The sequence below is a fragment of the Pseudolysinimonas kribbensis genome (genome assembly GCF_030161895.1).
GTDB classification, from domain to species: domain Bacteria; phylum Actinomycetota; class Actinomycetes; order Actinomycetales; family Microbacteriaceae; genus Pseudolysinimonas; species Pseudolysinimonas kribbensis.
This window is the reverse complement of sequence record NZ_BSVB01000001.1, coordinates 1,238,825-1,262,145: the sequence shown is the minus strand read 5'-3', so window position 1 is coordinate 1,262,145 and position 23,321 is coordinate 1,238,825. Positions and strand designations below refer to the sequence as shown.

Here is a 23,321-nt window from a genome sequence, read left to right as displayed (position 1 = left end):
CGGATCGACCTGCAGACGCCGTACGGGTCGCCGTCGGATGCCGTCACGATCGGCGAGCTGGCCGGCCGGCGGGTCGCGTTCCTGCCCCGGCACGGGGAGGGCACCGGCTCGCGCCGCATCGCATCAACGCCCGCGCCAACATCTGGGCGCTCGCCCGCCTGGGTGTGCGGGCCATCGTGTCGTCGTCGGCGGTCGGCGCCGTGGATCCGGCGCTGCGCCCCGGCGACCTGGTGCTCCCGTCGCAGCTCATCGACCGCACCTGGGGGCGTGCCGACACCTACTTCGACGACGACGTGCAGCACCTGCCGGCGGCCGATCCGTTCGATCCGGAGCTCCGGCGCCTCGCCGCGGCGGCCCTGCGCGCCGCGGGGAGAGCCCGGTCGACGGCGTCACGAGCGTCGTCGTGCAGGGTCCGAGGTTCTCCACACGCGCCGAGTCCCGCTGGTTCCGTGCGGCCGGCGCGCAGATCGTCAACATGACCCAGTACCCGGAGGCCGTGCTCGCGGCCGAGCTCGGCGTCGGCCTCGTCGCGCTCTCGTTCGTGACCGACATCGATGCCGACATCGATGCCGAACGCGACGGCGCGGCGACGGGCGACGGCGCCGACGCGGAGCTCGTGCTGCGCCGGATGGCCCAGGCGGCTCCGCGCATCCGCGCCGCGATCGCGGCGATCGTGGCGGCGATCCCCGACGACTACGCGGGTCGCCGCCTGCTGCCGGCCGCCGCGATCGATGCGGTGCTCGCCCGATGAGCCGCATCCTGGTGACCGGCGGCCTCGGGTTCATCGGATCGCACGTCGTCGAGCGGGCGATCCGGAGCGGGCACACGGTGCGCGTGCTCGATCGCGCGATCGGCCGGGTGCCGGCCGGCGTGGAGCTGATGCACGACGACCTGACCCGTCCGGGCGCCGCCGACTCCGCGCTGCGCGGGATGGACGCGGTCGTGCACCTCGCGGCGAAGGTCGGGCTCGGGGTCGACTTCGACGACGCGCCCGAGTACACGAGCGTCAACGTCACGGGAATGGCGCTGCTGCTGGCGGCGATGGCGCGCGCGGAGGTGCGCCGGCTGGTGCTGTCGTCGTCGATGGTCGTCTACGGCGAGGGCGCGTACCGCGACGCCCGCGGCCCGGTCGCGGTGCCCCCGCGATCCGTCGCGGATCTGGAGGCGGGGCGCTTCGACCCGATCGGCGACGACGGGCACGCTCTCGTGCCGCAGGTCGTCGACGAGTCGGCCGTGCCGGATCCCCGCAACGTGTACGCCGTCAGCAAGCTGTCGCAGGAGCAGCTCGCGAGCGCGTGGGCGCGGGCGGTCGACGGACGCGTAGCGGCCCTGCGCTATCACAATGTCTACGGCCCCCGGATGCCACGCGACACCCCCTATGCCGGTGTCGCCGCGCTGTTCCGGTCAGAGCTGGCGCACGGCCGGGCGCCGCGGGTCTTCGAGGACGGCGGTCAGCGCCGCGACTTCGTGCACGTGCGCGACGTGGCGGCCGCGAACCTGGCCGCCCTCGACTGGGCATCCGCGATCGCCGATCCGGGGCTGCGCGCGTTCAACATCGGCAGCGGTGTCGTGCGAACGGTGGGCGAGCTGGCATCGTCGCTGGCGGCGGCCGTCGGGGGCCCGCGCCCGTGGTGACCGGGCAGTACCGCCTGGGCGACGTGCGACACATCACCGCGTCGTCCGATCGGGCGCGACGGGAGCTCGGCTGGAGCGCGGTCGTCGCCTTCGAGGACGGCATGCGGGAGTTCGCCGCCGAGGCGGCCGCGTGACGACCCTCGTCGCGGTGCCGGTCGACGCGCCCCCGGCATCCCGGCGGCCCGCGATCGCCGCGGCCTGCGGTGTCGGCGTGGTCGGCGCCGCCGTCGCGCTCGCCGGCGCCGGCATCCCGTCGCTGTGGGGCGACGAGGTGGTCAGCATCATGTCGGCGCGGCGCTCCTGGGGGTCGCTCGCGGACGAGCTCGGCTCGATCGACGCCGTGCACGGGCTGTACTACGCGATCCTGCACGTCTGGGTCGTCGTCACGGGCTCCGACGCCGTCGCGGTGCGCGCCCTCTCGGCGCTCGCCGTCGCGCTCGCGGCCGCGGGCATGGTGCCCCTGGTGCGCTCGCTCGGCGGCGGACTCCGTCCGGCGCTCGTCGCCGGCCTCGTGTTCGCGGTGCTGCCCCGCGTCGCGTACGCGGGCAGCGACGCGCGGTCCGCGGCGCTCGAGATGGCGGGCGTGGTCGCCCTGAGCCTGCTCCTGGCGCGCGGCGCCGTCGCGCGGCCCGGATGGCGCTGGCTCGGCTACGGAGTCGGGCTCGGCGTGCTCGTCACGCTCTTCCTCGACACGGCGCTCGTCGTCGCGGCTCATCTCGTGCTCGTCGTGCTGCTCACCCGGGCCCCCGAGCGCCGCGCCGCGCTGCGCCGGTTCGCCGCGGCCGTGGGGATCGCCCTCGTCCTGAGCGCGCCCGTCGTGATCGCGGGATGGCGTCAGCGCTCCCAGGTCGGCTTCCTCGCCGACCGCGCCCCGACGCCGCGCACAGTGCTCGTGACGCCGTGGTTCGGCGACGCCGCGCTCGCGATCGCGGCGGGCGGGTCCCTGCTGCTCGCCGTCGTCGCAGTCCTCAGGCGGGCGCCGCTCGCCCGGGCGGGGATCGTGGCACTGGTGGGCGCGCTCGTGCCGTCGGTCGTGATCCTGACCCTCGGCGCGGCGCTCGGCGGGTTCTACGCCGCGCGCTACGTCGGCTTCACCGCTCCGTGGGTCGCGCTCCTGCTCGCCGTCGGGGTCGAGGAGGCCGTGCGCCGGCTCCCGGCGGTCGGACGGGCACCGGCCTCGGCGGTCGCGATCGCGCTCGTGGCGGCCCTGGCCGCGCCGACGGTCGTGTCGCAGCGCGCACCGACCGCGCGCAACGCCGGCACGGACTGGAACGAGGTCGCCGCGCTGATCGCGGCCCGATCGCACCCCGGCGACGGGATCGCGTTCGACGACGGCGTGCGGCACTCCCGTCGTCCGCGCCTCGCCCTGCACGCCTACCCCGACGCGTTCCGCGGGGTCACCGACCTCGGACTCGTCACGCCGTACGAGCGCACCGATGGCCTCTGGGACCTCACCCGACCGCTCACCCCGGGGCTCATCGGTCGTTCCGACCGGGTCTGGCTGGTCACCCGCAGCCGGCACGGCGCCGCGCAGGTCGAGGCCCTGCGTCTGGCGGGGCTGCATCCCGAGCGTGCGTGGTCCCTGGATGCGGACGTCGTCACGCTCTGGGGGCGGCCGTGACCCGCGGCGAACGCGACGGGACATCGACGGCTACGCTGCACGCATGCCGGAGGCCGCGAGCAGCGCGCCGGTCGAGATGCTCGCGCGCGCCGGGATCGATCTGCACCTGGAGCTCCGGGGCTCGCGAATCCGGGCGTCGCTGACCGACGCGCTCCGCGAGGCGATCCGCACCGGCCGGCTCGCGCCCGGGACGCGGCTGCCGGCCTCGCGGGCGCTCGCCGCGGACCTCGGCATCGCGCGCGCGACGGTGACGGACTGCTACGCCGACCTCGTCGAGGAGGGCTGGCTGACGGCCCGGCACGGATCGGCGACGCACGTCGCCGATCGGGTCCCGTGGTCGGCCGAACCGGATCCGGCGCCCCCGGCGGCACCGGCGCCCTCGCGAACCCTCAGCCCCGGTGCCGCCGACTTCGCGGACTTCCCGCACGGTCCGTGGCTGGCCGCCGCCCGTCGGGCACTGCCCGCAGCCCCCTACAGCGCCTTCGGCTACGGTGACCCCCTCGGGAGCAGGGAACTGCGCACGACGTTGGCCGAGTACCTCGGGCGCGCTCGCGGCGTGATCGCCCGGCCCGAGACGGTCGTGATCACCTCCGGGTTCCATCACGGACTGACGCTCCTGGCGCGAGGGCTGGCCCGCTCCGGAACCGGAGCCATCGCCGTCGAGGGCTACGGCCTCGACATCTACCGCCTCACCCTCAACGACGAGGGACTGACCACGCCGCCGCTCACGGTGGATGACGAGGGCGCGCGGATCGGGGAACTGGACGCCCGCCCCGACATCGGCGGCGTGCTCCTGACCCCGGCGCACCAGTTCCCGCTGGGCGTCGCGCTCTCCGCGGAGCGGCGGATCGCCGCGCTCGAGTGGGCGCGCAGGACGGGCGGGCTGATCCTCGAGGACGACTACGACGGCGAGTTCCGCTACGACCGCAAGCCGATCGGCGCGATGCAGGGCCGGGATCCCGATCACGTCGTCTACCTGGGCACGGCCAGCAAATCGCTGGGTCCGGCACTGCGCCTGGCCTGGATGGTCGTGCCCGAACGCTTGATCGCCATGGTCGGCGAGGGCAAGGGCCGGGTCGAGACCGTGAGCGTCACCGATCAGCTCACCCTGGCCGAGTTCATCCGGTCGGGAGCATTCGACCGCCACGTGCGGGCGCGGCGGCAGAAGTACCGGCGCCGCCGGGAGGAGCTGATCCAGGCGCTCGCACGGTCGGCGCCGCGCGTCCGCGTGCTCGGGATGAGCGCCGGCCTCCAGGTGGTGCTGGAGCTTCCGCCGGGCGGGGAGGCCGCGACCGTGCGGGCGGCGGAGGCCCGGGGCCTCGTCGTGAGCGGGATGGCCGAGTTCCGCCATCCCGACCAGTCCGCGTCGGTGCCGCTCGACGCGCTCGTGGTCAACTTCTCGGCGCTCTCGGACAGCGCCTGGCCCGCCGCGCTGGAGTCGCTCTGCGAGGTCGTGGGGGACAGCCCGATCCTGACACCGGAAGTGGTCTGTAATCCCGGCGAGTGAGTGGTCCGTAAATCCAGTCCACATCTGACTAGCTTGGCAGTCGTCGGCACGAAATCCCTCGGTGTCGTCGTCCACGTCGAGGAGTCCCGATGACCTCCGCATCTTCCGCTCGGTTCCTGCCCGCGGGTGTCGCCACGGCCGGTTCGGCGGTCGCCTTCTCCAGCCTCTATCTCGGCGCGGGGGCCCTGACGCCGCTGCTCGTGGCCTATCAGACGCGATGGGACTTCCCGCCCGCGATGCTGAACGTCGCCTTCGCCGTCTACGCGGTCGGCTTCCTCGTCGCCGCGCTGACGCTGGGCTCCCTCTCGGATCACGTCGGCCGTCGACCCGTGCTCGCCGGTGCGCTTGTCGTGCAGCTCGCATCCGACGTGCTGTTCCTGGTCGGCACCGACATCGGCTGGGTCATCGCCGGCCGCGTGGTGCAGGGCGTCGCGAGCGGGGCCGCGACGTCGGCCTTCACCGCAGCGCTCGTTGAGCTCGCGCCGCGGGGCCGGAAGAACCTCGGCGCCGTCCTCGGCAACGTCAGCCTGACGGGAGGGCTCGCGCTCGGCTCGCTGCTCGCCGGCCTCGCGCTCCAGTTCAGTCCCGACGCGAACGAGATCGTCTTCGTCGTCCTCATCGTGCTCACCGTCGTCGGCGGCGTCGCCGTGATCGCCTCGCCCGAGACCGCCGGCGGGCAGGGCGGCACGGCGCGGTCCCTCGTCCCTCGCGTCACCGTTCCCGCCCCGGCGCGCGCCCAGTTCGCGGCGCTCGCGCCCGTGATCGCCGCAGTCTGGATGCTGGCCGGCCTCTCCGGCGGGCTGGCGCCCGCCATGGTCCGGAGCGTCTTCGCGCTCGACAGCGGCTTCGTCAACGGCTTCACGGGATTCGTGGCTCCAGCCGTGGCGACGCTCGTCGCGCTGCTGTTAACGCGCATGAGCGCCGGACGGGCGACGGGGATCGGCATCGCCGCGTCCCTGATCGGCTCCCTCGGCATCGTCGCGGGCATCTCCGCGGACAGCCTGGCGATCGTGCTCGCGGGTCAGGCGATCGCGGGTCTCGCGTTCGGCGCGTCGTTCAGCGGTGCGATCCGGCTCATCCTGCCGCTCGCCCCCGCGCATCAGCGTGCGGCCGTGGTCGCGGCCGTCTATGTCGTCTCGTACCTCGCGTTCGGCGTGCCGATCGTGGTCGAGGGCGTCCTCGCCACCCCGTTCGGGACCGTGCCCGCGGTGGTCGGCTACACGATCGTCACCATCCTCCTCACGCTCGTCAGCCTCCTGGCGCAGCTGCGACTCCGGCGCACCGTGTGAGCCGGTCCGTGATCCATCCAGAAGAGAGCAGGTACCCCCGAATGTCCAGAATCTTCCTTGCCGGAGCCTCCGGTGTGATCGGCCGCCGGCTGATCCCGCTGCTCGTCGAGGGCGGACACACCGTCGCCGGGATGACGCGGTCCTCGAGCAACGCGGCGCTTCTCGCCGACCTCGGCGCCGAACCCGTCGTGGTCGACGTCTTCGATCGCGACGCGCTGATCGAGGCGGTCGCCGCCTTCCGGCCGGACGTGGTCCTGAACGAGCTCACCGACCTCCCCGACGACGTGACGCGGATTCCCGAGCACGCCGAACGCAACGCCCGGATCCGGACGGTCGGCAACCGGAACATCATCGACGCGGCCCGCGCGAGCGGGTCGCCGAAGATCCTCGCCCAGACAGTGGCCTGGCAGCTTCCGGACGGCCCGGATGCGCTGGCCGTCCGGGAGCTGGAGTCGAGCGTGCTCGCGGAGGGCGGCGTGCTCCTCAGCTACGGGCAGTTCTACGGTCCCGGCACCTACAACGAGGCGCAGCTCCCGGCCGCGCCCCGCGTGCAGATCGACACGGCGGCGGAGAAGACCGTCGCCCTGCTGGATGCGCCGAGCGGGGTCGTCGTCGTCACCGACGAGCCGGTCGCGGCGGCCTAGTCCCCGTCCCTGATCCGGCGCAGGAACGCGCCGACGTGCTCCCGCAGCGCGTCGATCCGGCGCAGGCGCTCGGCCTCCCGGTCGAACCCCGGGTAGGCGAGCACCGGCATCCGGCGCACGTTGCGCGAGCACTCGAAGCCGGCGCAGGCGAGCGTGCCGACCGTGTCGCCGCGACGCCCGGCGTGCCCGGCGCGCCGGGCGCTGAAGAAGGCGACGTCGTTGGGCAGCTGCACGTCGTCGCACCACGAGCACTGCGCCCGGGCGCGTGGTGCGCGTTCCGCCTGCCGGAGCAGCACGCCCGCCGGCTCGTCGTCGACCAGCGCGACGACGTAGCCGGTGAGCGGCTGCTTCGGATCGCGCCAGCCGAGGTAGTCGAGGTCGGGCCAGGGCAGCTCGGCGAATCCGGGCGGGAGCGCGAGCGCCGTGTGCTCGCGCAGGCTCGCGTTGAGAAGGGACGCGCGGACGGCGTCCTCGGAGAGGGCGTGCATGAAGGGATGTCCTGTCGAGAGAAGAAGAAAAAGGGAACGCGGGTCGACAGGACCTACCTCGGGTCGGCGCAGGCGCCGAGGACCTCCATCCGGATCGCGTTCACCCCTCGATCGTACGACTCGGCCGGGGCCGGACGTCAGGACCGGCGCCGGCGTGGCCCGACGAGGGCGTCCCGGTTCACGGCGATCGTGCGGACCCCCGCCCGATGCGCAGCGCCATCCCGAGCGGCGTCCGCAGCGGCCGCGACGAGATGTGCAGGGCCAGCCCCGGCTCGTAGCGCACGCGCGAGCCGCGGGGCAGCGCGAAGCTCAGGTCGAGATCGTCGTGGACGCGCGGGTCGGTGCGATGCACGCGCGAGCGGGCCGACGCCCAGACGTCCCGCGTCATTGCGAAGTTCGAGCCGAACAGCGCAGGGCGACCGAGCAGCACGACCGACAGCGCGAAGTACGACCGCATGTACAGCAGCGTCGCGATCGGCCGGAGCAGCCGCGGCACGGAGTCCAGCCGGCCCGGGCCGGTGATCGCGTCCAGGCCGGGCTCCGCGTCCCAGGCGGCGTGGATGCGAGCTGTCCAGCCGGGCGGCGGCACGGAGTCGGCGTCGAGCCGCGCGATGATCTCGCCGGAGGCCGCGTCGTACCCGGCGGACGCGGCGGGCGGGATCCCGAGCATCGGCTCCTCGAGAAGCCGCACCCGCCGGCGCCGCGCGATGGTCGGCGTGCGGTCGCTGCTCCGGTTGTCGACCACGACGATCTCGTCGGGCGCGACGGTCTGCCGGTCGAGCGCCTCGAGGCAGCGCTCGAGGAAGTCGGCGTCGTCGCGGACCGGGATGACGACCGACACCGTGCGCCGCACGCCCTCGGAGCTCATCCGGCATTCAACCGCGTCGAGCGCCCTGGTAGGCGGCGCGCTGCGTCTCCTCGTCGGCGACCCGCACGCCGTACCGGTACGCCAGCTCTCCGCCCAGGAACCCCGAGACGCCCAACAGCACCACGGCGATGATGTCGAGCGTCAGCGGGCCGGCGATGCCGTCGGTGTTCACGCGCACGATGAGGTTCACGATGAACAGCACCACCACGACGAGGTTGATGGTCATGTGGATCAGTGCGACGCGCTGCGCCCGGGTGCCCGAGCGGAGCCGGCTGAGGTCCATGAGGCCGAGGACGGCGGCCAGCACCGCGCCGATCAGGCCGATCAGGATCAACCAGCCGGCGGCGTCCCGGTACCCGTGGTCGGCACCCGCCGCCCTGGCGATATCGAAGATGAGCGCCCCGATCCAGGTGCCGATCGGCACCGTGACCAGGAGCGAGTGGAACGGATGGCCGTAGGGCCCGGCGAGCGGGGTCAGCGGTCGCTTCGCGCGGCGGAGGGCTTCGTCGTTCATCTGTTGTCCTTCAGAGCCGGACATCGTGGCATCTCCCTTTCGTTGGATGCGCTCCACTCTGTCCCCGCTGCCCGCGCGATCGCAGAGGCTTGCGGAATCACCGGCCGTGCGCAAGACGGTCGGCGTACACTGGACGTCATAGCCTGCGCGGTCCGGTCCGCGGGGTGAACCGGATGGCCCGAGGGTGCGCTGTTCCCCGAGAGATACCGTTCGGTAGACGTCTCGCATCTTCCGATCACGACATCGTCGTCTCGGAACGAGTGAGAGGTCCATCGTGACCGGATTCAGCTTCCTCAGCACCTATCCCCCGACGCGATGCGGCCTTGCGACCTTCACCGAGGCGCTCGCGATGGCGATCACGCGCGACGGCGAGCCGGACGCACGGATCGTGCGCATGATGGATGAGCTCGCGCAGCCGGCGGTCGCGGCGATCCGGACCCGCTCGCGGATCGTGGCGGAACTCGCGTCCGTGGGAGCCGCCGATGAGTCGGCGATCCGTGCCGCGGCGCGGGCGCTGAGCGCGAGCGATGTGGCCATCGTCCAGCACGAGTACGGCATCTTCGGCGGCGAGGACGGATCGGATGCCGTGCGGGTGCTCGAGCTGCTGACCGTGCCGAGCATCGTCGTCCTGCACACGGTGCTCGATGCGCCCACGGCCGGCCAGCGCGCGGTCCTCGAGCGGGTCGCGGGGTCGGCGAGCGCCCTGGTCGTGATGACCGCGGCGGCGCTCAGCCGGCTCCGCGAGCACTACGCGATCGACCTCCGCAAGGTCAGCGTGATCCCTCACGGCGTCCCCGCATGGGCGGCGGCACCGCGTGAAGCGGGCGACCATCGTTCCGTCTTGACCTGGGGCCTCATCGGACCCGGCAAGGGCATCGAGCACGGCATCCGCGCGATCGCCGCGCTGGCCGGCAGTGAGCCCGACGTTCGCTACATCGTGTCGGGTCAGACCCATCCGAAGGTCGTCGCGCACGAGGGCGAGACATACCGCGAGAGCCTGCATGCCCTCGTGGCCGAGCTGGGACTGGAGGATCGGGTCGTCCTCGAGGACCGCTACCTGGATGCCGCACAACTCGCGGCGCGGGTGGGCTCCGCAGACCTGGTGCTGCTTCCCTACGACTCCCGCACGCAGGTCACATCCGGCGTCCTGGTCGAGGCGATCGCCGCGGGCAAGCCCGTGGTGGCCACCGCCTTCCCCCATGCGGTGGAGCTTCTCGGCGACGGCGTCGGCACCGTCGTGCCCCATGAGGATCCGGCTGCCATCGCGGACGGCGTGCGGGCGGCGCTGGGCCGGCTCGATTCTCCGAATCGGTCGGTCGCCGCCGCGATCACCGGGACGAGTTGGGCGGACATCGCGCCGAGGTATCGCACTCTCGCCGACGACCTCATCGCACACGCCGCCGTGCTCACCGCATGATCGCACTCGATGAACGTCGTCTCGTCGAACAGACCACCGAGCTGCCCCTGACGCATCTGGCGTCCATGAGCGACCACCTGGGCCTCTTCGAGCACGCCGATCACTCGACGCCTCGCCGGGAGCACGGCTACTGCCTCGACGATGTCGCCCGGGGGTTGATGGTGGTGGTCGGCTCGAAGGATGATTCCGCCACGGCGGCCGACCTCCTGGAGACCTACCTGCGATTCAGTGAGGCCGCCATCGCCTTCAACGGACGGGCGCACAACCGGCTGAGCCGGATGGGCGCCTGGACCGATGAGCAGGGCCTCGGCGACTGGTGGGGGCGTGCGATCCGAGCCCTCGGCGTCACGGCCGCCTCCGCGGTCGATCCTTCCGTGCGACAGCGCGCGCGGGTGGCGTTCGAGCGGGCCGCCCGACAGCGATCCCCCATCTGCGCGCCATGGCGTCGGCCGTGATCGGTGCGGCGTCGGTGCTGGCGATCGATCCGCGCTCGGAGACGGCACGACGGCTGCTGATCGACGGCGTCGCGGCGATCCCGGAGTCCGAGGATGCGACCTGGCCGTGGCCGGAGCCCCGCCTGCGCTACGGCAACGGCACGATCCCGCACGCGCTGCTCGTCGCGGGCGCGGCACTCGGCGACCGGCGCCTGACCGAGCGCGGACTCGCGGCGCTCTCCTTCCTGGTGCTCGTGCAGACCCGTCGAGGACACCTTTCCGTCACGGGCGCGCTCGGCCGGGGGCGCGGCGACGACGGCCCGCAGTTCGACCAGCAGCCGATCGAGGCCGGCGACATCGCCGATGCGGCCGCATGCGCTCATCGCCTGGGACATGGGGAACGGTGGGCGGACACGGTGCGGATGGCGTGGGCCTGGTTCCTCGGCGACAACGATGCCGGGGTCGCCATGATCGATCCCGCCGTGGGGGCGGGATTCGACGGGCTGCAACCCGCCGGCCGCAACCGGAACCGCGGAGCCGAGTCGACGCTCGCCGCTCTCAGCACGTCTCAGCACATGCGGTCGTTGACCGACCACCGGACCCTGTGATGGGCGCGCTCGATCTGACCGACGCAGGCGCCGGGCTGCACGCCGACCCGGCGCGGGTGACCGCGAGGCTCTTCCTGCCGGGCGAGGGGCCGACCCGGGTTCGCTCTCGCGCCGGCGAGATCGTCGACCGCGTCCTGGCCCTCCCTCCGATCACTCTCCGGCAGAGCGCCGAGGCCATCGTCCGCGACTTCGGCGAACGACACGACGGGCTCATCGACCTGCTGACGCGCCATGCCGAGACGGTCGCGTCCGCGGGTTCCGGATCGCGTCCCGCGCAGCTCACCCCGGAGCAGACCATCGTGCTGGGCGCTGTCTTCACGATGGAGTACGCGGTGGAAGGCGCCGCGTTGTGCAACCCCAGCGCGACGCCGCACCCCGACCAGAGCGGGCTGGCCCCCGGAGAGCTTCGCGTCGCGGTCGCGCTGCGGGCGATCGGCGAGGGCCACGTGTCGTCCATCGGGTTCGCCTCGGCCGTGATCGGCTCCGCCGGCTGGGTCTTCGAGCATCGGGACCTCCCGCTGTCGAGCGCGACCATCAGCGAGGGCGACTGGACGCGTGACCACTTCCGTGAGGCGCTCGAGCAGGAGACGCGGCTCAATGAGCTCTCCGCCGCGATCGTCCGCGGGCTGCCGGCCTCCTTTCGCAGCGGGCAGATCGAGGACGCCATTCGCGAGCTCCCGGTCGACCTCGCCCAGCGCCGCGACCTTCACGGCGATCTCGAGGTCGTGCGGGCCATGGCCTGGTCGGCCTACCACGCCCGCTTCGCCGACTCCAGCGACCTGACGCAGCGAGTGCTGCTGCCCTTCTCGTCCGAGGAGAGCCACGGTATGGAAGATGCGCGCTTCGTCCAGGTCGAGAACGACGACGGCAGCCGCGAGTACCGCGCGACGTACACGGCCTACGACGGGCGCACGATCGCCCCCGCTTGATCGTCTCGGCCGACCTACGGCATTTCCGCATCCATCGTCTGTCCGGCGCCGCTGCGGTCAACAAGGGGATGGCTTTGTTCCCGCGCAGCGTCGGCGGCCGGCAGCTCGCACTGACCCGCACCGATGGCGAGAACCTCGCGCTGGCTCATTCGCAGGACGGCCTGGTCTGGACGGACGACGGCATCGTGCATGCCCCGAGCCGCCTCTGGGATGTCGTCCAGAGCGGCAATTGCGGCTCGCCGATCGAGACGGACCGAGGTTGGCTGGTGCTGATCCACGGCGTCGGACCGATGCGCACCTACAGCCTCGGCATGGTGCTGCTCGATCTGGACGATCCGAGCCGCGTCATCGCCCAGCTGGACGACCCGCTCCTGTATCCCCACGGTCTGCTCCGCGACGGCTACGTGCCCAACGTCGTCTACTCCTGCGGGGCGCTGCTGCACGACGGGACGCTGTGGCTGCCGTACGGCGTGGGCGATGCGCACATCCGCGTCGGCTCGGTCGGATTGGACGAGCTGCTGGCTGCGCTGACACCGGTCGCCGCATGAGGATCGGCATCCTGGCTCCCGTCGCCTGGCGCACCCCGCCGCGCCACTACGGGCCGTGGGAGCGCGTGGCCGGCCTGCTCGCGGAGGGCCTGGTCGCCGCCGGCGAGGAGGTGACCCTGTTCGCGACCGCGGACTCGGTCACGAGCGCCACTCTGGATGCCGTCGTGCCCTACGGCTACGCCGAGGACGACGAGCTCGACGGCCGGGTGCAGGAGGCGCTGCACGTCGGCCACGCGATCGCGCGCTCCGGCGACTTCGACCTGATCCACAGTCATCTCGACTGGCTTCCGCTCGCCCTCTCCCGGTCGTGGCGCGCGCCCGTCGTCACGACCATCCACGGATTCTCCGGACCGCGGATTCTGCCGGCTTATCGAGCGGCCCAGCAGGTGCCGAGCGCGGCCCACTACGTCGCGATCTCGGACTCCGATCGCAGCCCGGAGCTGAGCTACGCCGCAACCATCCACCATGGCATCGACCTCTCCGAGTTGACGGCGAGCGCGCACGCGGGCGACGCCCTGATGACGCTCGGACGGATCCATCCCGACAAGGGCACGGCGGATGCGATCGAGATCGCCCGGCGCAACGGACGGCCGCTGATCATCGCGGGCATCATCCACGACCAGCGCTACTTCGACGAGGAGGTCGCCCCGCACCTCGACGGCGAGCACGTCCGGTATCTCGGGTCGATCGGCCCCGAGGAGCGGTCGCGACTTCTCGGTTCGGCCGCCGTCTTGCTGCACCCGATCCATTTCGACGAACCCTTCGGCCTGTCGGTCGTCGAGGCGATGGCCTGCGGCACGCCCGTCATCGCCTACCGGCGGGGATCGATGCGCGAGATCATCGACCAGGGCGTCACCGGCTACGTCGTCGATGACCTCGACGCCGCGAACGCCGTCGTCGAGCCCGCGGCCCGGCTCGATCGCATCCGGATCCGGGGCACGGCCGAGCGCCGCTTCGCCGTGGACCGGATGGTGCGCGACTATCTGGAGGTCTACCGGCGCGCGGTGTCGCGGGTGCCCGCCGGACCAGCATTTCGCGACCGGACGGGTGCAGGCCTCTCCTCCGGGGCGGAGCGCACCCACCGGGCGCCCGAGCGTTGACTGTGCGATGCGGATCGCGTTCCGTCCTGCGCCTACCGTCAATGGATGCTGATCCTGGTCATCGTGCTGCTGGTGCTCTGGGCGATCCTGTCGGTGGTCGGCTTCGCCATCAAGGGTCTTCTGTGGCTGGCGATCATCGGCGTGATCCTGTTCGTCGCGACCCTCGTCATCGGCCTGATCCGGCGAGCCGCCGTCCGCCGACGCACCAAGGCATGATCGGCACGACCGAGGCCCTGCCATCGACCGGATGCGGCGGTCGCCGCTCGAGCCGGACGGCAATCCGTCGCCCGGGCACGGACGTTGACGCCCCCGATCCGGTGTGAAATCATAACCGAACGGCAGGTCAGTAAATCGGAGGCAGCGTGGCCGACGCATTCCTGGTGGGCGGCGTGCGGACCCCGTCGGCCGCCACGGCGGCGCGCTTGCGGGCGTGCGGCCCGACGACCTGGCCGCGCTCGTCGTCGGCGAGGCCGTGCGACGGGCGGGCGTCGATCCGGCCGCGATCGACGAGGTGGTGCTCGGCGCCGCGAACCAGGCGGGGAGGACAACCGCAACGTCGCCCGGATGAGCGTGCTGCTCGCCGGCCTGCCCGATGCGGTGCCCGCGTACACGGTCAACCGGCTGTGCGCCTCGGGGATGACGGCGATCGTGCAGGCCGCGCAGGCGATCCGCGCGGGCGACGCCGACGTCGTGATCGCCGGCGGCGTCGAGTCGATGACGCGCGCCCCGTGGGTGCAGGCCAAGCCGGCGAAGCCGTGGGGCGGGCCGGGGAGTCCTTCGACACGTCGATCGGATGGCGGTTCGCCAACCCGCGACTGCTCGCCCGCGACAAAGCGACGTATTCGATGACCGAGACCGCGGAGGAGGTGGCGCGGCTCGACGGCATCCGCCGCGACGAGGCCGACGCGTTCGCCCTGCGCTCGCACCGGCGCGCGGTCGCCGCGATGGAGGCCGGGCGCTTCACCGCCGAGATCGTCGACGTCGAGACCGCGACCGGGGTCGTCGCGGTCGACGAGGGACCGCGCCGCGATACGAGCCTCGAGAGACTCGCGGCGCTGCGCCCGGTGGTACGGGGCGGCCGCGTCGTGACGGCCGGCAACTCGAGCGGGCTGAATGACGGCGCCTCCGCGATCGTCGTCGCGAGCGGCGCGGCCGTCGAGCGGTACGGGCTGCGGCCGAGGGCGCGGGTCGTCGGCTCGGCGGCGGCCGGGATCGCCCCCGAGATCATGGGCCTCGGGCCGGTCCCCGCCACGCAGAAGGCGCTCGCCCGCGCTGGGCTCACGGTGGGCGACCTCGGCGCGATCGAGCTCAACGAGGCGTTCGCCACGCAGTCGCTCGCCTCGATCCGGCGGCTCGGCCTCGACGAGGAGCTCGTCAACGCCGACGGCGGCGCCATCGCCCTCGGCCATCCGCTCGGCTCCAGCGGCTCGCGGATCGTCGTGACGCTCCTCGGCCGCCTGGAGCGCGAGGACGCGCGGTACGGTCTCGCCACCATGTGCGTCGGCGTCGGCCAGGGGCAGTCCCTGATCCTGGAGCGGGCGTGAGCGAGGTCCGGATCACCGCGGCCGCCGATCGCGTCGAGGTCGTGCTCGACCGCCCCGACGTGCGCAACGCGATCTCCCGCGCGATGGTCGACGAGCTGCACGCCGTCTGCGCGGAGCTCGAGACGGATCCGCGCATCCTGATCCTCGCCGGATCGACCGCGGCATTCGCCTCCGGCGCCGACATCGCCGAGCTGCGTGAGCGGAGGGCCGCCGATGCGCTCGCCGGCATCAACGCGCGGATCTTCGACCGGATCGCGCGCCTGCCGATGCCGGTGATCGCCGCGATCGACGGCTGGACGCTGGGCGGGGAGCCGAGCTCGCCTACGCCGCCGACATCCGGATCGCCGGCGAGGGCCTGCGCATCGGCAACCCCGAGACCGGGCTGGGCATCATCGCCGCGGCCGGCGCGATGTGGCGCCTGCCCGAGATCGTGGGCCGATCGCTCGCGACCGAGCTGTTGCTCACCGGCCGCATCCTGGACGCGGCCGAGGCGCTCGCCGCCGGCCTGGTCAGCCGGGTCGTCCCGTCGGCGGAGCTCATCGCGACGGCGCACGAGCTCGCCGACCGCATCGGGCGCAACGACCCGCTCGCGACGCGGATGACCAAGTCGGTGCTCGCCGCCCCGCGCGAGGAGCATCCCGGGGTCGACGAGGAGGCCCAGGCGGTGCTCTTCGAGTCGCCGGAGAAGCGGCGGCGCATGACCGAGTTCCTGCAGCGGCGGAGCCGGCCGTGAGCGTGCCCGCGCGCGTCGGCGTGCTCGGCGGCGGCCGGATGGGCGGCGGCATCGCCCACGCGTTCCTCCTCGCGGGGGCGCAGGTCGTGGTGGTCGACCGGCCGGAGGTGCTCGACCGCGCGCGGGACGGCATCCGGGTCTCGGTCGATCGCAGCCTCGAGCGCCACGGAGCCTCGCGCCCGCGCGACGAGCTGCTCGGCGCGCTCGAGGTCGTCGCCGACCGGCGCGCGCTCGCCGACCGCGAGCTCGTCATCGAGGCGGTGCCCGAGCTGCCCGAGCTCAAGGCGGAGGCCCTCGGCGGCGTCGAGGCGCTGCTCGCCCCGGATGCCGTGCTCGCCTCCAACACCTCCTCGCTGTCGATCGACGGCCTCGCCACCGGCCTTCGCCGTCCACAGCGCTTCCTCGGCCTGCACTTCTTCAACCCGGTGCCGGCGTCGTCGCTCGTCGAGGTGGTGCGCGGCGCCGCGACCGAGCCGTCGATCGTCGCCGCGGCGCAGTCCTGGGTGCGCGAGCTCGGCAAGGCCCCCGTGACGGTCGCCGACGCGCCCGGCTTCGCGTCGTCGCGCCTCGGCGTCGCGCTCGCGCTGGAGGCGATCCGGATGCTCGAGGCCGGCGTCGCGAGCGCCGACGACATCGACGCCGCGATGACGCTCGGCTACCGCCACCAGACCGGCCCGCTGCGCACGACCGACATCGTCGGGCTCGACGTGCGGCTCGACATCGCCGAGCATCTCGCCGCGGAGCTCGGCGACCGGTTCGAGCCGCCCGCGCTGCTGCGACGCATGGTCGCCGAGGGCCGGCTCGGCCGCAAGTCCGGTGCCGGGTTCTTCGACTGGCCCGATCCCGAGAAAGGCGCCCGATGACCACGATCCTGCCCAGCTACGTCGAGGACGCCTGGTGGATGCCCGCCGACGAGGCCGACGCCACGCCGGTGCGCGACGCCTCCACCGGCGAGCTCGTCACCTCGATCAGCACCCGTGGGCTGGACCTCGCCGCCGTCCTCGAGCACGCCCGCACCATCGGTCAGGCATCGCTCGGCGCCCTGACCTTCCACCAGCGCGCACTGCTGCTCAAGCAGTTCGCGCTCGCCCTCACCGAGCGCAAGGAGGAACTGTACGAGCTGTCGGCACGCACCGGGGCCACCCGGCGCGACGCGGCGATCGATGTCGACGGCGGCATCGGCGTGCTCTTCACCTACGGGTCGAAGGGGCGGCGCGAGCTGCCGAACGCGACGGTCTACGTCGACGGACCGCCCGAGGCGCTCTCGGCCGACGGGTCCTTCCTCGGGCAGCACGTCTACACGCGCCTGCCCGGTGTCGCGGTGCAGATCAACGCGTTCAACTTCCCGGTGTGGGGGCCGCTGGAGAAGTTCGCGCCGGCGTTCCTGGCCGGGGTGCCGACGCTCGTGAAGCCGGCGACGCCGACCGCGTACCTCACGGAGGGCTGGGTGCGGATCCTCGTCGACTCGGGCCTGCTGCCGGCGGGCACGCTCTCGCTGGTCTCCGGCGCCGTGCCGGAGCTGTTCGAGCACCTGCGGCTCGGCGACCTCGTCGCGTTCACCGGGTCGGCGAGCACGGCGGACCGCCTGCGGTCCCACGACGCGGTGCAGACCGGCGGCGTGCGCTTCACGTCGGAGACCGACTCGCTGAACGCGTCCGTGCTGGGGCCCGACGCCGTCGCCGGCACGCCCGAGTTCGACGCCTACGTCGCGCAGCTCGTCACCGAGCTGACGGCCAAGGCGGGGCAGAAGTGCACGGCGATCCGGCGCGCGATCGTGCCGATCGACCGGGTGGATGCCGTGGTCGAGGCCGTGCGCGCCCGGCTCGACGCGCGCGTGGTGCTCGGCGATCCGCGCACCGAGGGCGTCACGCTGGGACCGCTCGCCTCGCTCGCCCAGCGCGACGAGGTGCGCCGCCAGGTGGCGGCGCTGCAGGCGGCCGGCGGCCGGATCGCGATCGGCGATGTCGGCGATCCGGTGGGTGCGCGGGCGGAGGGGGCGTTCCTCGCCCCGATCGTGCTGACCTTCGACGACCCCGACGCGTCCGCGGCGCACGACGTCGAGGCGTTCGGACCGGTGGCGAGCGTGCTCGGCTACGACGGGCTCGCCGACGCCGCCCGCCTGGTCGCCCGCGGCGGCGGCTCACTCGTGACGAGCCTCGCGACGCACGACCCGGCGGTCGCCGTGGCGCTCGCGGCCGCCATCGCGCCCTACAACGGCCGGCTGCTCGTGCTCGACCGCGACGACGCCCGCACGTCGACGGGCCACGGCTCGCCCGTGCCGCATCTCGTGCACGGCGGACCCGGACGCGCGGGCGGAGGCGAGGAGCTCGGCGGCATCCGGGCGGTGCTGCACCACATGCAGCGCACGGCGATCCAGGGCTCGCCCACGATGCTCACGGCGCTGACCGGGGTGTGGCATCCGGGGGCGCCAACCGACGCCGGGCGGCACCCGTTCCGCAAGAGCCTCGCCGAGCTGCGCCTCGGCGACCGGGTCGCGTCGGGCTCGCGCACGGTGAGCCTCGACGATATCGAGACGTTCGCCGCCTTCACCGGCGACACCTTCTACGCGCACATGGACGAGGAGGCCGCCGCCGCGAACCCGTTCTTCCCGGGGCGGGTGGCGCACGGGTACCTGCTCGTCTCGTGGGCGGCGGGACTGTTCGTCGACCCGGAGCCCGGTCCGGTGCTCGCGAACTCGGGGCTGGAGAACCTGCGGTTCGTGACCCCGGTGTCGCCGGGCGACGCGATCCGGGTGGAGCTGACCGCGAAGCAGATCACCCCGCGCGAGACCGACGACTACGGCGAGGTGCGCTGGGATGCCGTGCTCCGCAACCAGCGCGACGAGGTCGTCGCGACCTACGACGTGCTCACCCTCGTCGCGAAGCAGCCCGTGACGGCGTAGCCGACTTTGCCAAAAACGCCCAGTGCGCCCACCGGCGCACTGGGCGTTTTTGGCAAGTTGCGCGGGGGCTAGCGGCGGAGGCCCTCGAGCGCGAGCCGCAGCACGTCGTCGGCGAGCGCCTCGACATCCTCCGGTCCGCCGGGGCGGTACCACTCGACGATCGAGTTGATCATGCCGAACAGCAGCCGCTCGGCCACCCGCGGGTCGATGTCGTCGCGCAGCGTGCCCTCGTCGCGGGCCGCATCCATCAGCTCCGTGACGGCGCGGTCGAATCGCCGCCGCCGGGCGAGCGCCGCCCGCTCCACCTCGGTGTTGCCGCGCAACCGCAGCAGCAGCGTGACGCTGGGCAGTTCGGCGACGAGCACGCGCACGGCGCCGCGCAGCACGTGGGTGAGCCGGTCGGCGGCCGCGCCGTCCCGCGCACCCGGCTCCGTGAGCACGCCCTCGAGCGCCCCGAGGGCCTGGTCGAGCGCAAGCCGCAGCAGCTCCTCCTTCGACCCGACGTGGTGGTAGATGGCCGCCTTCGACAGGCCGAGGCGCTTCGCGATGAGAGCGATCGACGTCGCGTCGTAGCCGTGCTCCGTGAACTCGGCGACGGCTCCGCGCAGGATGCCGGCGAGGTCGTACCCGGGGCGACCCCGGCGCGCGGGCGTCTCCGGCATCCGGACCGCGCTCGCCGCCATGTGCTCCCTCTCCCTTGTCAGGACTCCGCGTGACCAGTGTGGCGCGAGCGGGGTACCGCGCCGCGCGCCGCGCTCCTATACTAAGTGAACGTCCGGTCAGTAAAGGAGATCGTGATGGCGCAGAGCCCGACGGCACAGGTGCCGACGACCGAGATCGACGACGACCCCGACGGCCGCGCCCGCTTCGACGAACTGATCGCCGCCGACTCCCGGATCGAACCGCGCGACTGGATGCCCGCGGCGTACCGCAAGAACCTGGTGCGCCAGATCTCCCAGCACGCGCACTCCGAGATCATCGGCATGCAGCCGGAGGCCAACTGGATCAGCCGCGCACCGAGCCTCAAGCGCAAGGCGATCCTCATGGCCAAGGTGCAGGACGAGGCCGGTCACGGCCTCTACCTCTACTCCGCCGCGCAGACGCTCGGCACCCCGCGCGACGAGATGTTCCAGGCGCTCGTCGACGGCCGGGCGCGCTACTCGTCGATCTTCAACTACCCGACCCTCGGCTGGGCCGACATGGGCGCGATCGGCTGGCTCGTCGACGGGGCAGCGATCTGCAACCAGGTGCCGCTGTGCCGCGCGAGCTACGGCCCGTACGCCCGCGCGATGGTGCGCATCTGCAAGGAGGAGTCGTTCCATCAGCGGCAGGGTTTCGAGATTCTGCTCGAGCTCATGCACGGCACTCCGGCGCAGCGCGCGATGGCGCAGGATGCCGTCGACCGCTGGTACGCACCCAGTCTCATGATGTTCGGACCGCCCGACGAGGAGAGCGTCAACTCCCAGCAGTCGATGGCCTGGAACATCAAGCGCTTCAGCAACGACGACCTGCGTCAGCGATTCGTCGACATGCTCGTGCCGCAGGCCGAGGCGCTCGGTGTGACGCTGCCCGACCCGGACCTGCGCTTCGACGAGGCGACCGGGCACTGGGCGTACGGCGAGCTCGACTGGCACGAGTTCCAGGAGGTGCTCGGCGGTCGCGGACCCTGCAACACCCAGCGTCTCGCGCACCGCCGCGCCGCGTTCGAGGACGGCGCGTGGGTGCGGGAGGCCGCCGCGGCCTACGCGCGCAAGCAGGCCGACGCCGCGGAGCAGGCAGCATGACGACGCCCGGCGCCGCGGACGCGCGCGAGATCTGGCCCCTCTGGGAGGTCTTCGTGCGGGCCAACCGCGGACTCTCGCACGTGCACGCCGGGTCGCTGCACGCGCCCGACGCGACCATGGCGATCCAGAACGCCCGCGACCTCTACACCCGCCGGGGCGAGGGCGTGTCGATCTGGGTCGTGCCGGCCGAGTCGATCACGACCTCCGACCCGGATGCCCGGGGCGCCTGGTTCGAATCCCCCGCGGGCAAGAACTACCGCCACGCCGTCTACTACACGAAGTCGGAGGGGGTGCCGCACCTGTGACCCGGGCCGACCCGCACGGCGAGGTGATCGTCGACCGCCTGTCGCTCGCCGACGAGATCGTCGGAGGCGGCGAGGAGGCGGCGACGGCCGATGCGGCCGAGTACGCGCTCTGGCTGGGCGACGACGCGCTCGTGCTCGCGCAGTGCCTGGGGTGGTGGATCTCGCGCGGCCCCGAGCTCGAGGAGGACATGGCGCTGGCCAACATCGCCCTCGATCTGCTCGGCCACGCGCGCTCGCTGCTGAGCCACGCCGGAACCGCCGACGGGCGCACCGAGGACGACCTCGCGTACTGGCGGGACGAGCGCGAGTTCCGCTGCGCGCAGCTCGCCGAGCTGCCGAACGGCGACTACGCGCACACCCTCGTGCGGCAGCTGGCGTTCGCGGTCTTCCAGGTCGAGCTCTACGACCGGCTGCAGGAGTCCTCCGATGCGACCCTCGCCGCGATCGCCGCGAAGGCCGCCAAGGAGGTCGCCTACCATCGCGAGCACAGCACGGAGTGGTTCCGCCGCCTCGCACTCGGCACCGACGATTCCCGCCGCCGCCTGCTCACCGCGCTCGAGCATGTCTGGCCGTACGTCGGCGACCTGTTCCGCGACGAGCCGCTGCTCGACCGGCTCGAGGGCGTCGCCGTGCGGCCCTCGACGCTGCGGGCGCCGTTCGATCAGGCGATGGGCGCGCTCGCCGCCGAGACCGGAATCGAGCTGCCCGACCCCGACCTGGCTCGCGGCGGCGGCCGGCACGGCATCCACACCGAGCACCTCGGCCTGCTGCTGGCCGAGCTGCAGGTGCTCGCCCGTGCGCATCCGGGAGCGACCTGGTGAGCGCCGTGACCGCGACGCTCGACCGGGAGGCGGCCTGGCGCCTGGCCGCGACGGTCGTCGACCCCGAGATCCCGGTGCTCACGATCGAGGACCTCGGCATCCTGCGCGCGGTCGAGGTCGCCGACGGCGTCGCACGGGTCACGATCACGCCGACCTACTCGGGGTGCCCGGCGATGGACGCGATCCGCGACGACCTGGGCCGTGCATTCCATCATGCGTTCGGCGCTGGGCGCGTCGAGGTGCGCACGGTCCTGCACCCGGCCTGGACCACCGACTGGATGAGCGAGGCCGGCCGCCGCAAGCTCGCCGAGTTCGGCATCGCGCCGCCCTCCGGTCGCGCCGGGCACGCGGGCGGTCCCGTGCGGCTGACCCTCGCCACCCGCTGCCCGCGGTGCGGCTCCGCCGACACCGTCGAGGTCTCGCGGTTCGGCTCGACCTCGTGCAAGGCGCTCTACGAGTGCCGCTCGTGCCTCGAGCCGTTCGACTACTTCAGGGTGCTCTGAGCGTGGCCGCGCAGAACCTCGCGACCCGGCGCCGCGCACGGTTCCACCCGCTCGCGGTGCGCGAGGTGCGCCCGCTCACCCCGGACAGCATCGAGGTGGCGTTCGCGGTGCCGCCCGGGCTGCACGGCGACTACGACTACGCCCCGGGGCAGTACGTCGCGCTGCGCACCCGGCTCGCGAGCCCGGACGGGCTCGAACTGCGCCGCAGCTACTCCATCTGCCAGCCGCCGGAGCCCGGCGAGCTGCGCATCGCGATCAAGCGCGACGTCGGCGGCCGGTTCTCGACCTGGGCGCTCGAGCAGCTCGCGCCCGGCATGACGCTCGACGTCATGAGCCCGCAGGGCACCTTCACGACCGACCTCGCGGCGGCGGAGGGCCGGCACTTCGCCGCGATCGCGGCCGGCTCCGGCGTGACCCCGGTGATGGCGCTCGTGCGCGCCGTGCTGGGCGGCACCGAGCGTGCGCGGTTCAGCCTCGTCTACACGAATCGCACCTCGCTCGAGGTGATGTTCCTCGAGGAGCTCGCGGACCTCAAGGACCGGTACCGGCAGCGGTTGGCCCTGCACCACGTGCTCACCCGCGAGGAGCGCACGTCACGGCTGCTCTCCGGCCGCATCGACGCGGAGCGGCTCGACGGCATCCTGGCCGCGCTCGTGCGCCCCGCGGATGTCGACGAGTGGTTCCTGTGCGGGCCGCTGGACCTCGTGGAGCTGTGCCGCGCGCGTCTGACCGGGGCCGGCGTGGCGCGGGAGGCCATCCGTTTCGAGCTGTTCACGACGGGGCGGCCCGAGCATCCGATGCCGGCCGTCGCCGGACGTGCGCCGGACCCGGCCGTCGGCGTCGACGCGGCGACGGTGCGGTTCACCCTCGACGGCCGCACCTCCACCGTCGTCATGCCGCAGCCCGCGGTCGAGAGCGTGCTCAACGCGGCGCTGCGGGTGCGCGCCGACGTGCCGTTCGCCTGCACGGGCGGCGTCTGCGGCACCTGCCGCGCGCGGCTGCGCGAGGGGTCGGTGCGGATGGCGGAGAACTTCGCGCTCGAACCCGACGAGCTGGAGGCGGGCTACGTGCTCACCTGCCAGTCGCATCCGACCTCGCCGGCGATCGTCGTCGACTACGACGCCTGA

At 73.1% G+C, this 23,321-nt stretch carries 25 protein-coding genes and 2 pseudogenes; 23 read left to right on the top strand and 4 right to left on the bottom strand.

The genetic code is table 11. The features are described from left to right. Window positions 1–122: 122 nt before the first annotated feature. From QQK35_RS06990 to QQK35_RS06960, 7 genes are all read left to right on the top strand, one after another. On the top strand, window positions 123–479 hold the full coding sequence (locus QQK35_RS06990) for a phosphorylase family protein (protein WP_348535000.1): 357 nt from the start codon (window positions 123–125) through the stop codon (window positions 477–479). After that, window positions 404–751, top strand: coding sequence for a phosphorylase family protein (locus QQK35_RS06985; protein WP_284253521.1), 348 nt, complete (start codon window positions 404–406; stop codon window positions 749–751). The genes QQK35_RS06990 and QQK35_RS06985 overlap by 76 nt, the downstream gene beginning before the upstream one ends. Next, window positions 748–1,635: an NAD-dependent epimerase/dehydratase family protein gene (locus QQK35_RS06980; protein WP_348534901.1), complete on the top strand. Its 888-nt coding sequence runs from the start codon at window positions 748–750 to the stop codon at window positions 1,633–1,635. Before QQK35_RS06985 ends, QQK35_RS06980 begins: the two co-directional genes overlap by 4 nt. A 130-nt stretch (window positions 1,636–1,765) precedes the next feature. Beyond that, entirely contained in the window at window positions 1,766–3,256 is a 1,491-nt protein-coding gene (locus tag QQK35_RS06975; protein WP_284253520.1) for a hypothetical protein, read from the top strand. 43 nt (window positions 3,257–3,299) lie between these two features. Then, window positions 3,300–4,763: a MocR-like pyridoxine biosynthesis transcription factor PdxR gene (pdxR, locus tag QQK35_RS06970; RefSeq protein ID WP_284253518.1), complete on the top strand. Its 1,464-nt coding sequence runs from the start codon at window positions 3,300–3,302 to the stop codon at window positions 4,761–4,763. An 89-nt stretch (window positions 4,764–4,852) separates the two neighbouring features. Further along, window positions 4,853–6,052: an MFS transporter gene (locus QQK35_RS06965; protein ID WP_284253517.1), complete on the top strand. Its 1,200-nt coding sequence runs from the start codon at window positions 4,853–4,855 to the stop codon at window positions 6,050–6,052. 41 nt (window positions 6,053–6,093) lie between these two features. Further along, entirely contained in the window at window positions 6,094–6,696 is a 603-nt protein-coding gene (locus QQK35_RS06960) for an NAD-dependent epimerase/dehydratase family protein (protein ID WP_284253516.1), read from the top strand. On the opposite strand, the gene QQK35_RS06955 is transcribed toward QQK35_RS06960, so the two are convergent. The 3 genes from QQK35_RS06955 to QQK35_RS06945 all read right to left on the bottom strand — a co-directional run bounded on the left by QQK35_RS06955 (window position 6,693) and on the right by QQK35_RS06945 (window position 8,566). Then, window positions 6,693–7,184: an FBP domain-containing protein gene (locus QQK35_RS06955; protein WP_284253515.1), complete on the bottom strand. Its 492-nt coding sequence runs from the start codon at window positions 7,182–7,184 to the stop codon at window positions 6,693–6,695. The two genes, QQK35_RS06960 and QQK35_RS06955, sit on opposite strands and share 4 nt — an antisense overlap. Before the next feature lie 178 nt (window positions 7,185–7,362). Beyond that, window positions 7,363–8,052 (bottom strand): glycosyltransferase family 2 protein, encoded by a 690-nt coding sequence (locus tag QQK35_RS06950; protein WP_284253514.1) that lies wholly within the window; start codon window positions 8,050–8,052, stop codon window positions 7,363–7,365. Between the two features lie 7 nt (window positions 8,053–8,059). Continuing rightward, on the bottom strand, window positions 8,060–8,566 hold the full coding sequence (locus QQK35_RS06945; RefSeq protein WP_284253513.1) for a DUF2231 domain-containing protein: 507 nt from the start codon (window positions 8,564–8,566) through the stop codon (window positions 8,060–8,062). Window positions 8,567–8,840: 274 nt separating this feature from the next. On the opposite strand from QQK35_RS06945, the gene QQK35_RS06940 reads away from it, so the two are divergent. From QQK35_RS06940 to paaZ, 11 genes and pseudogenes are all read left to right on the top strand, one after another. Beyond that, the gene (locus tag QQK35_RS06940; RefSeq protein WP_284253512.1) at window positions 8,841–9,983 is read left to right on the top strand and encodes a glycosyltransferase; all 1,143 of its coding nucleotides are present in this window, start codon (window positions 8,841–8,843) and stop codon (window positions 9,981–9,983) included. After that, a complete protein-coding gene (locus QQK35_RS06935) occupies window positions 9,980–10,438 on the top strand; it encodes a hypothetical protein (RefSeq protein WP_284253511.1) in 459 nt (152 codons plus the stop codon). Before QQK35_RS06940 ends, QQK35_RS06935 begins: the two co-directional genes overlap by 4 nt. Further along, a complete protein-coding gene (locus tag QQK35_RS06930; RefSeq protein ID WP_284253510.1) occupies window positions 10,423–11,025 on the top strand; it encodes a hypothetical protein in 603 nt (200 codons plus the stop codon). Before QQK35_RS06935 ends, QQK35_RS06930 begins: the two co-directional genes overlap by 16 nt. Beyond that, window positions 11,025–11,954, top strand: a complete 930-nt coding sequence (locus QQK35_RS06925; RefSeq protein ID WP_284253509.1) for a glycoside hydrolase family protein — start codon at window positions 11,025–11,027, stop codon at window positions 11,952–11,954. The genes QQK35_RS06930 and QQK35_RS06925 overlap by 1 nt, the downstream gene beginning before the upstream one ends. Next, window positions 11,951–12,502: a glycoside hydrolase family 130 protein gene (locus tag QQK35_RS06920; protein ID WP_284253508.1), complete on the top strand. Its 552-nt coding sequence runs from the start codon at window positions 11,951–11,953 to the stop codon at window positions 12,500–12,502. Before QQK35_RS06925 ends, QQK35_RS06920 begins: the two co-directional genes overlap by 4 nt. Next, window positions 12,499–13,602, top strand: a complete 1,104-nt coding sequence (locus QQK35_RS06915) for a glycosyltransferase family 4 protein (RefSeq protein WP_284253507.1) — start codon at window positions 12,499–12,501, stop codon at window positions 13,600–13,602. The genes QQK35_RS06920 and QQK35_RS06915 overlap by 4 nt, the downstream gene beginning before the upstream one ends. 45 nt (window positions 13,603–13,647) lie before the next feature. After that, entirely contained in the window at window positions 13,648–13,818 is a 171-nt protein-coding gene (locus QQK35_RS06910) for a hypothetical protein (protein WP_284253506.1), read from the top strand. A 146-nt stretch (window positions 13,819–13,964) separates the two neighbouring features. Continuing rightward, window positions 13,965–15,146, top strand: a pseudogene (locus tag QQK35_RS06905) (thiolase family protein). Continuing rightward, window positions 15,143–15,879: pseudogene (locus QQK35_RS06900) on the top strand (enoyl-CoA hydratase/isomerase family protein). The pseudogenes QQK35_RS06905 and QQK35_RS06900 overlap by 4 nt, the downstream one beginning before the upstream one ends. Further along, window positions 15,876–16,742, top strand: a complete 867-nt coding sequence (locus tag QQK35_RS06895; RefSeq protein ID WP_284253505.1) for a 3-hydroxyacyl-CoA dehydrogenase family protein — start codon at window positions 15,876–15,878, stop codon at window positions 16,740–16,742. The pseudogene QQK35_RS06900 and the gene QQK35_RS06895 overlap by 4 nt, the downstream one beginning before the upstream one ends. Beyond that, on the top strand, window positions 16,739–18,781 hold the full coding sequence (gene paaZ / locus QQK35_RS06890) for a phenylacetic acid degradation bifunctional protein PaaZ (protein WP_284253504.1): 2,043 nt from the start codon (window positions 16,739–16,741) through the stop codon (window positions 18,779–18,781). The genes QQK35_RS06895 and paaZ overlap by 4 nt, the downstream gene beginning before the upstream one ends. A 68-nt stretch (window positions 18,782–18,849) precedes the next feature. On the opposite strand, the gene QQK35_RS06885 is transcribed toward paaZ, so the two are convergent. After that, on the bottom strand, window positions 18,850–19,464 hold the full coding sequence (locus tag QQK35_RS06885) for a TetR/AcrR family transcriptional regulator (RefSeq protein ID WP_284253503.1): 615 nt from the start codon (window positions 19,462–19,464) through the stop codon (window positions 18,850–18,852). A gap of 114 nt (window positions 19,465–19,578) precedes the next feature. Here QQK35_RS06885 and paaA point away from each other — a divergent pair, with 114 nt between their 5' ends. Genes paaA through paaE form a run of 5 tightly spaced genes read left to right on the top strand, consistent with a single transcriptional unit; the run spans window position 19,579 to window position 23,321 of the window. Next, window positions 19,579–20,565, top strand: coding sequence for a 1,2-phenylacetyl-CoA epoxidase subunit PaaA (paaA, locus tag QQK35_RS06880; protein WP_284253502.1), 987 nt, complete (start codon window positions 19,579–19,581; stop codon window positions 20,563–20,565). After that, window positions 20,562–20,870, top strand: coding sequence for a 1,2-phenylacetyl-CoA epoxidase subunit PaaB (gene paaB / locus QQK35_RS06875; RefSeq protein ID WP_284253501.1), 309 nt, complete (start codon window positions 20,562–20,564; stop codon window positions 20,868–20,870). The genes paaA and paaB overlap by 4 nt, the downstream gene beginning before the upstream one ends. Next, a complete protein-coding gene (gene paaC / locus QQK35_RS06870) occupies window positions 20,867–21,691 on the top strand; it encodes a 1,2-phenylacetyl-CoA epoxidase subunit PaaC (RefSeq protein ID WP_284253500.1) in 825 nt (274 codons plus the stop codon). Before paaB ends, paaC begins: the two co-directional genes overlap by 4 nt. Window positions 21,692–21,696: 5 nt before the next feature. Continuing rightward, the gene (paaD, locus tag QQK35_RS06865) at window positions 21,697–22,194 is read left to right on the top strand and encodes a 1,2-phenylacetyl-CoA epoxidase subunit PaaD (RefSeq protein WP_284255629.1); all 498 of its coding nucleotides are present in this window, start codon (window positions 21,697–21,699) and stop codon (window positions 22,192–22,194) included. 2 nt (window positions 22,195–22,196) lie between these two features. Beyond that, window positions 22,197–23,321: a 1,2-phenylacetyl-CoA epoxidase subunit PaaE gene (gene paaE, locus QQK35_RS06860; protein WP_284253499.1), complete on the top strand. Its 1,125-nt coding sequence runs from the start codon at window positions 22,197–22,199 to the stop codon at window positions 23,319–23,321.